Origin of the sequence: Sphaerisporangium perillae, assembly GCF_023276435.1 — a bacterium.
GTDB lineage: Bacteria > Actinomycetota > Actinomycetes > Streptosporangiales > Streptosporangiaceae > Sphaerisporangium > Sphaerisporangium perillae.
Map to the genome: position 1 here is coordinate 101,980 of NZ_JALLPO010000035.1, position 6,677 is coordinate 108,656.

6 protein-coding genes and 2 pseudogenes are annotated in these 6,677 nt (G+C 72.2%); 4 read left to right on the forward strand and 4 right to left on the reverse strand.

Features of this window, described 5'->3' with window-relative positions:
- Positions 1-148 precede the first annotated feature (148 nt).
- Positions 149-211 (reverse strand): annotated as a pseudogene (locus MYF83_RS44800) (hypothetical protein); the annotation flags it as partial.
- A gap of 12 nt (positions 212-223) precedes the next feature.
- On the opposite strand from MYF83_RS44800, the pseudogene MYF83_RS30370 reads away from it, so the two are divergent.
- Positions 224-475: pseudogene (locus MYF83_RS30370) on the forward strand (VOC family protein); the annotation flags it as partial.
- A 115-nt stretch (positions 476-590) separates the two neighbouring features.
- On the opposite strand, the gene MYF83_RS30375 reads toward MYF83_RS30370, so the two are convergent.
- A complete protein-coding gene (locus MYF83_RS30375) occupies positions 591-1,127 on the reverse strand; it encodes a MarR family winged helix-turn-helix transcriptional regulator (RefSeq protein WP_248964169.1) in 537 nt (178 codons plus the stop codon).
- A gap of 83 nt (positions 1,128-1,210) precedes the next feature.
- Here MYF83_RS30375 and MYF83_RS30380 point away from each other — a divergent pair, with 83 nt between their 5' ends.
- From MYF83_RS30380 to MYF83_RS30390, 3 genes are all read left to right on the forward strand, one after another.
- Positions 1,211-3,517, forward strand: a complete 2,307-nt coding sequence (locus tag MYF83_RS30380) for an LLM class flavin-dependent oxidoreductase (protein WP_248964170.1) — start codon at positions 1,211-1,213, stop codon at positions 3,515-3,517.
- Positions 3,518-3,619: 102 nt separating this feature from the next.
- On the forward strand, positions 3,620-4,894 hold the full coding sequence (locus MYF83_RS30385; protein WP_248964171.1) for an SNF2-related protein: 1,275 nt from the start codon (positions 3,620-3,622) through the stop codon (positions 4,892-4,894).
- On the forward strand, positions 4,849-5,466 hold the full coding sequence (locus tag MYF83_RS30390) for a C-terminal helicase domain-containing protein (RefSeq protein ID WP_248964172.1): 618 nt from the start codon (positions 4,849-4,851) through the stop codon (positions 5,464-5,466). The genes MYF83_RS30385 and MYF83_RS30390 overlap by 46 nt, the downstream gene beginning before the upstream one ends.
- Here MYF83_RS30390 and MYF83_RS30395 read toward each other — a convergent pair whose 3' ends face one another.
- A complete protein-coding gene (locus MYF83_RS30395; RefSeq protein WP_248964173.1) occupies positions 5,467-5,760 on the reverse strand; it encodes a hypothetical protein in 294 nt (97 codons plus the stop codon).
- 81 nt (positions 5,761-5,841) lie between these two features.
- Positions 5,842-6,677 (reverse strand): biotin/lipoyl-containing protein (locus MYF83_RS30400; protein ID WP_308201522.1); only part of this gene is annotated, 836 nt, incomplete at its 5' end.

Below are 6,677 nucleotides of genomic sequence, written 5' to 3' on the forward strand. Positions count from 1 at the left end.
GGAGGTGGCTGCGAATGTGCTGGACGCTGTCGCGGATCCGCAGCGACACATCGTGGGTCCAGGGCGTGTGTGCGAGGCTGTCCAGCACTGTGGCCACCGGGTCGAATTCTGCCGGGACGACGAACGAGCCGGACTGCACGGTCATGGCGGCGATCCGGTCCAGCCGGAAGGTGCGTACCTCCCCCCCGGCCGGGTCGGCGCCGGTCAGGTACCACCGTCCTGCAGCCGCACCGTGGCACTGTTCGGCGCCGACTCCGCCCGACCGGCCGCCAACCGCACGGTGATCACCGAATTCCGCGTGGCCGACGTCGACGCGGAATACCGGCGTCTGACGCCCCTCGGCTGCGAGTTCGTCCAGAAGCCGACCACGATGCCGTGGGGCAACCGCTCCCTCCTCTTCCGGGACCCCGACGGGAATCTGATCAACTTCTTCACGCCCGTCACTCCCGACGCCGCGCAGAGGCAAGATCGCTAGGATTTGTCGTCAAATGCCACGCCCACATCAGGAGCAATGTGAGGGCGATGGCTGCCTCGTGGACCACCACGTTGAACGATGACTCCTCGGGCCACGGGGTGCGACCGGCGGCCGGTCAGCGGGTCCGCGCGGCCTCGTCCGGGTAGGCGGCGGCGCGTTCGGCGCGGCAGGCGGGGTCCTCCTCGGCGGCGCGGGCGAGCCGGTCGGACAGCAGGGCGGCGACCTCGGCGAGGTGCGCCATGCGGTCGGTGCCGAGCGTCTCGAGGACGAAACCCCGGACGGACTCCTCCCGGACCTGCCGCGCGCGCACGGCGGCCTCACGGCCGGCGACGGTGAGCGAGATGTCCCAGCCGCGGGCGTCCTCGGTGCAGGCGACGCGTTCGAGCAGGCCGCGCGCGCTCATGCGGGCGACCTGGTGGGACAGCCGGCTCTTCTCCCATTGCAGCGCCCAGCGCAGCTCCAGCGCCCTCATGCGCGCGCCCGGGGCGTCGAGGAGGGCGTCGAGGATCTGGTAGTCGGCCTCGGACAGGCCGGTGGCCCGGGTGAGCTCGCGGGCGAGGTGGCTGGCGAGCTGCGCGTGGACGGTGGTGTAGCTCCGCCACACGTCCAGGTCCGGCGTGCGGGCGCTCGCCGGTGGCTGCTGGACGGTCATGGTCCCACCTTACGTCAGGGAGGTTGATACGTCACCCAAAGGCGGTATGGTTGATATGTCTACTATTTCTGGTGGAGGAGCTCATGCCCGACTATGGTCACGATCTGCGGTTCGGGTCGTTCATCACCCCGCAGAACCGCCGTCCCGAGGCGCCGGTCGACCTCGCCCGGCTGAGCGAGCAGGCGGGCCTGGACCTCGTCACCTTCCAGGACCACCCCTACCAGCACGGATTCCTGGACACCTGGACGCTGCTGAGCTGGGTGGCCGCCAGGACCGAACGCGTGCACCTCGCCGGCAACGTCCTCAACCTGCCGTTGCGCCCGCCGGCCGTGCTGGCGCGCTCCGTGGCCAGCCTTGACCTGCTCTCCGGCGGGCGCATCGAGCTCGGCCTGGGCGCGGGGGCCTTCTGGGACGCGATCGAGGCCATGGGCGGCCGGCGGCTCACCCCCGCACAGAGCGTGGAGGCGCTGAGCGAGGCCATCGACGTGATCCGCGGCGTGTGGGACGCCGACGAGCGCCGCGTGCTGCGGGTGGACGGCGACCACTACTCCGTCCACGGCGCCAAGCGCGGCCCCGCCCCCGCGCACGAGGTGCCGATCTGGCTCGGCGCGTACAAGCCCCGCATGCTGCGCCTGGTCGGCGCGAAGGCCGACGGCTGGCTGCCCTCCCTCGGCTACCTCCAGCCCGAGGACCTCCCCACGGGCAACAAGATCATCGACGAGGCGGCGGCCGAGGCGGGACGCGACCCGCGCGAGATCCGCCGGTTGCTCAACCTCACGGGCGCGGACTTCCGCGGGTCCGGCGGCGGCCTGCTGCAGGGCCCCGCCGCCACCTGGGTGGAGCAGCTGCTGCCCTTCGCGCTCCAGGAGGGCGTCAGCACGTTCATCCTCGGCTCCGACGACCCGGAGGCGATCCAGATCTTCGCCCAGGAGGTCGCCCCCGCCCTGCGCGAGGCCGTCGCCGCCGAGCGCTCCTCCATCGGCAGTGGCAGCGCCACAGGCCCGGCGCGTCCGGCGCGCGCGCTCGCGCTGCGGCGTACCGGGATCGACTACGACGCGCTGCCCGGATCGCTGGCCGCCGAGGCCGTCGAACCCGGCGACCGCGCCTACGAGAGCGTGCGCTCCTCCTACGTGTGGTCCGGCTCCCCCGGCCTGGTACTGCGCCCCTCCACGCCGAGCCAGGTGGCCGACGCCCTGGCGTTCGCGCGGCGCCAGGACGTGCCGATGTCGGTGCGCAGCGGCGGGCACGGCATCAGCGGGCGCTCGACCAACGACGGCGGCATCGTCGTCGACGTCCGCGCGATGAACGCCGTCGAGGTGCTCCACCGCGAGCGGCGGCTGGTGCGGGTCGGCGCCGGCGCCCGCTGGGGAGAGGTCGCCGAGGCCCTCGCGCCGCACGGGCTCGCCATCAGCTCCGGCGACTACGGGGACGTGGGCGTCGGCGGCCTCGCGACCGCGGGCGGCCAGGGATTCCTCGGACGCTTCTACGGGCTGACCATCGACCACGTCGTGGGCGCCGAGGTCGTCCTGGCCGACGGGCGGATCGTCCGCGCCGACGCCGGGCAGCACCCCGACCTGTTCTGGGCGCTGCGCGGCGCGGGCGGCAACATGGGCATCGCCACCTCCTTCGACATCGAGGCCATGGAAGTGGGCGACGTCGTCTTCGCGGCCCTGCTGCACGACGCCTCGGACACCGCCGCGTTCCTCCAGGCGTGGGGCCGGCTGGTCGAGGACAGCCCACGGCGGCTGACGGCCTTCCTGTCGATGTTCCCCGGCCAGGCCGCCAACCCCGTCCTCGCGCAGAGCCTCATCGTGTGGGCCGGCGACGACACCGGCGCGGCCGTCGCGGCTATCGAGCCGTTCCTGGAGCCGGCCCCCGTGCTGCAGCAGCAGGCCCAGCTCGCCCCCTACGCCGCGATCGTCGCGCCGCACCACAACCGGCACCACGGCCAGGCCCGCCTGCGCAGCCGCTCCGCCCTGGTCGACCACCTGGACGGCACCACCTCGGCAGTGGTGGCCGACCTGTTCGCGGCCGGCGACGCCGGCATGTTCCAGGTGCGCTCGGTCGGCGGCGCGGTCAACGACGTCGCCCCGGACGCCACCGCCTACGCCCACCGCACGCAGAACTTCTCCCTGACCGCGGTCGTGAACGAGTCCCGGCACGCCCGCGCCGACCAGGCATGGGAGCGGCTCGGCGTGGACGCCGTCTACCTGAGCTTCGAGTCACACCCCGACGACGGCTCCCTGGCCAAGGCCTTCCCGCCCCCGACCCTGCGCCGCCTGCGCCAGATCAAGGCCGCCTACGACCCGCACAACGTCTTCCGCCACAACTTCCCCATCCCCCCGGCGACGGACCAGCCGGCTTCGAAGACGCCTCCGGTGGCCTCGTAGCGGGCTCACGGATACCGTCATCGCCGACCGATACCGTTATCGGGGATCGATCGATACCCTCGACTCGGTCGGCGATGACGGTGGAACGGCGAGGACGTGAGCGTGGCGAGGCTGGAGGGCGGACAGCTGACCACCCGCGAAGCGGACGCCCTCTGCCGCGACGCCGAGCTTCTTCTCTCCAGCGCCCGGACGTTGCTCGGCGAGTACGCCGAGGTCCACCAGGAGGCCGGGCGGGCGCTCGGGGCGCTCCGCTCCGAACTGGCCAAGGCCGAGCTCGGCGCGATACCCGTCACCCGCCTCAAGGACGTGACCGACGGCCGGCTCCGCGTCGGCCTCCTCGAGAAGGCCGGTTACACGACGGTCCTGCAGGTTCTGGAGACCTCGCCGTACCAGCTGCAACTGCTTCCGGGAATCGGCGCGCACACCGCGCGGCAGATGCACGCGGCGGCCGGCGAGATCGCGCAGGCGGCCGAAGAGGCCGCCGGCATCCGCATCGACGTCGAGTGGCGCGACCCGAAGACCACCGACCTGGTGATCGCGCTCCACCGGCTGGTGGACGCCGGCCCCGACCTCCCCCGCGCCCGCGACATCGCACGCGACCTGGACGAGCGGCTCGCACCACTGCTCGCGGACGCGCGCCCGGCGCGCGGGCGGCTGCGGATGCTGTTCGCCGGTTCCGAGCGCCGCGACCGGGCCCGCGAGGCGCTGGCGACGATGGCGCGCCTACTGGACGGCGCCCGCGACATCCGGCTCCTGATCACCCAGGTCACCACCGACCTGCTCCGCCCACCGGCGCCGGAGTTCGAGGCGTGGACCGACTTCGAGTTCCGCTCCCCCGAGTACTACGGCGTGCTCGCCGAGCTGGCCGGGGAGCCCATTCCGGTGGACCAGGGGCTCCTGCCCGCCGACCTGGCCGCGAAGGTCAACGCCCAGGAGCTCGACGACACCCATCGCAGGGTGTCCCTGCGCGGCTACCAGGCCTTCGGCGCCCGCTTCGCGCTCGCCCAGCGCCGCGTGATCCTCGGCGACGAGATGGGCCTGGGCAAGTCGATCGAGGCCATCGCCGCTCTGGCGCATCTCAAAGCGAAGGGCGGCGACCATTTCCTGGTCGTCTGCCCGGCGAGCGTGCTGGTCAACTGGATCCGCGAGATCGAGTCGCGCAGCACCCTGAACGCCTACCCGTTGCACGGGGCCGACCGCGCGGCCGCCCAGGCGGAGTGGATCCGGCGGGGCGGCGTGGCCGTGGCCACCATGGACTCCCTCTACCGGCTGGAGAACCCCGCCACGGTCACGGTGGACATGCTCGTGGTCGACGAGGCGCACTACGTCAATTGCGCCGTGCCGCCTACGCGGCTCCCGACACCTCGGCCAAGTTGAAGCGGCTGCTCGAACTGGTCGAGGACGCGCAGGCCAACGGGCTCAAGGTGGTTATCTTCTCCTACTTCCGCGACGTGCTCGCCGCCGTCCAGGCCGCCTTGCGAGGGCGGGCGCACGGACCGATCTCCGGCGACCTCCCCCCTGTCCGGCGTCAGCGGGTCGTGGACGGGTACTCCGGCGTCAGGGGGCACGCCGTCCTGCTCAGCCAGATCCAGGCGGGCGGAGTGGGACTGAACCTGCAGGCCGCCTCTGTCGTGATCCTGTGCGAGCCGCAGGTCAAGCCGAGCATGGAGACCCAGGCCGTGGCACGCGCCCACCGGATGGGCCAGGTGCGCAAGGTGCAGGTGCACCGGCTCCTCACCGTGGACACGGTCGACCAGCGCATGCTCGAGATCCTGAGCGCCAAGACGGCGCTGTTCGACGCCTATGCCCGGCGCAGCGACCTGGCGGAGTCCAGCACCGACGCCGTGGACATCTCCGAACGGGCACTGGCCCGCCAGATCATCGAGGAGGAGCAGCTCCGGCTGAGGATCACCCCGGACGGTCCAAGGGATGAGCCGGAGCCCCTGTGATCAGAGGGTGCGCGGGCGGGTCCGGAGTTCGTTCTTGCGCACCTTCCCCGTCGGGGTGCGGGTGGAGTAGGCGAAGGACTCCAGATCGAGCGCGCCGCCGACCGGCAGTGTCTCTCCCGTCCTGACCACCTGGCCGAGGACGACGGACGCGTGCGGGTTGCGCGCAGCGGCCGCGCCGAGGAAGGCCAGCCGCTCCTGCGGATCCGGGACGCTGACGCACTCCCGGCCGGGCCACGTGCCAGTCGAATCTGCGAGGCGGTAGCCGCCGAAGGTCTCCATGTCGACGCTCAGCATGATGAGTCCTCTCGGACAATTGAGTTAACTCAGCTACCTGAAATTTAAGAATAGGCCGGGGGGCGAGGGGGGGTCAGGGCATCAGTCCTTGATCTCGCAGATCACGGAGCCTGCGGTGAGGGTGGCGCCGACGGTGGCGGACAGGGCTGTCACGGTGCCGGATTTGTGTGCGGTGAGGGGTTGCTCCATCTTCATGGCTTCGAGCACGACGACGAGGTCCCCCTTGGCGACCGTCGCGCCGTCCTCCACGGCCACCTTGACGATGGTCCCCTGCATCGGGGAGGTCACCGCGTCACCGCTCGCGGCGGCACCCTGCCTCGCCCGGGCGGCGCGCCTCGGGCTCGCCGCGCGCCCGTTCCCGTTGCCGGTCGGCTGCCGCTGGACGCCCAGCCCGGCGGGGAGGACGACCTCCAGGCGCTTGCCGCCGACCTCGACGACCAGGCGTTCCCGCTCGGCCGGCTCCGCGGTCTCGGTCGCTCCCTCGTACGGGGCGATGGTGTTGTGGAACTCGGTCTCCATCCATCTGGTGTGGACGGCGAACGACCGGCCGTCCCCCACGAACGCGGGGTCGCCGAGCACGGCGCGATGGAACGGGATCACCGTGGGCATGCCCTCGACCGTGAACTCGGCGAGGGCTCTGCGCGCGCGTTCGAAGGCCTGCGTGCGGTCCCGGCCGGTGACGATGAGCTTGGCCAGCAGCGAGTCGTAGGCGCCGGGCACCGTCTCGCCCTCGGTGTAGCCGGCGTCCAGCCGGACCCCGGGTCCCGACGGGACCTGCCAGCGGGTCAGGGTGCCGGGTGCGGGGAGGAAGTTGCGGCCGGCGTCCTCGGCGTTGATCCGGAACTCGATGGAGTGTCCGCGCACGTCGGGGTCGTCGTAGCCGAGGGGCTCGCCGTCGGCGATGCGGAACATCTCGC

Excerpts from the sequence above, each read along its gene's own strand:
- MYF83_RS30395 (WP_248964173.1), bottom strand. The coding sequence starts at position 5,760 with ATGCTGAGCGTCGACATGGAGACCTTCGGCGGCTACCGCCTCGCAGAT.
- MYF83_RS30375 (WP_248964169.1), bottom strand. The coding sequence starts at position 1,127 with ATGACCGTCCAGCAGCCACCGGCGAGCGCCCGCACGCCGGACCTGGAC.
- MYF83_RS30380 (WP_248964170.1), top strand. The coding sequence starts at position 1,211 with ATGCCCGACTATGGTCACGATCTGCGGTTCGGGTCGTTCATCACCCCG.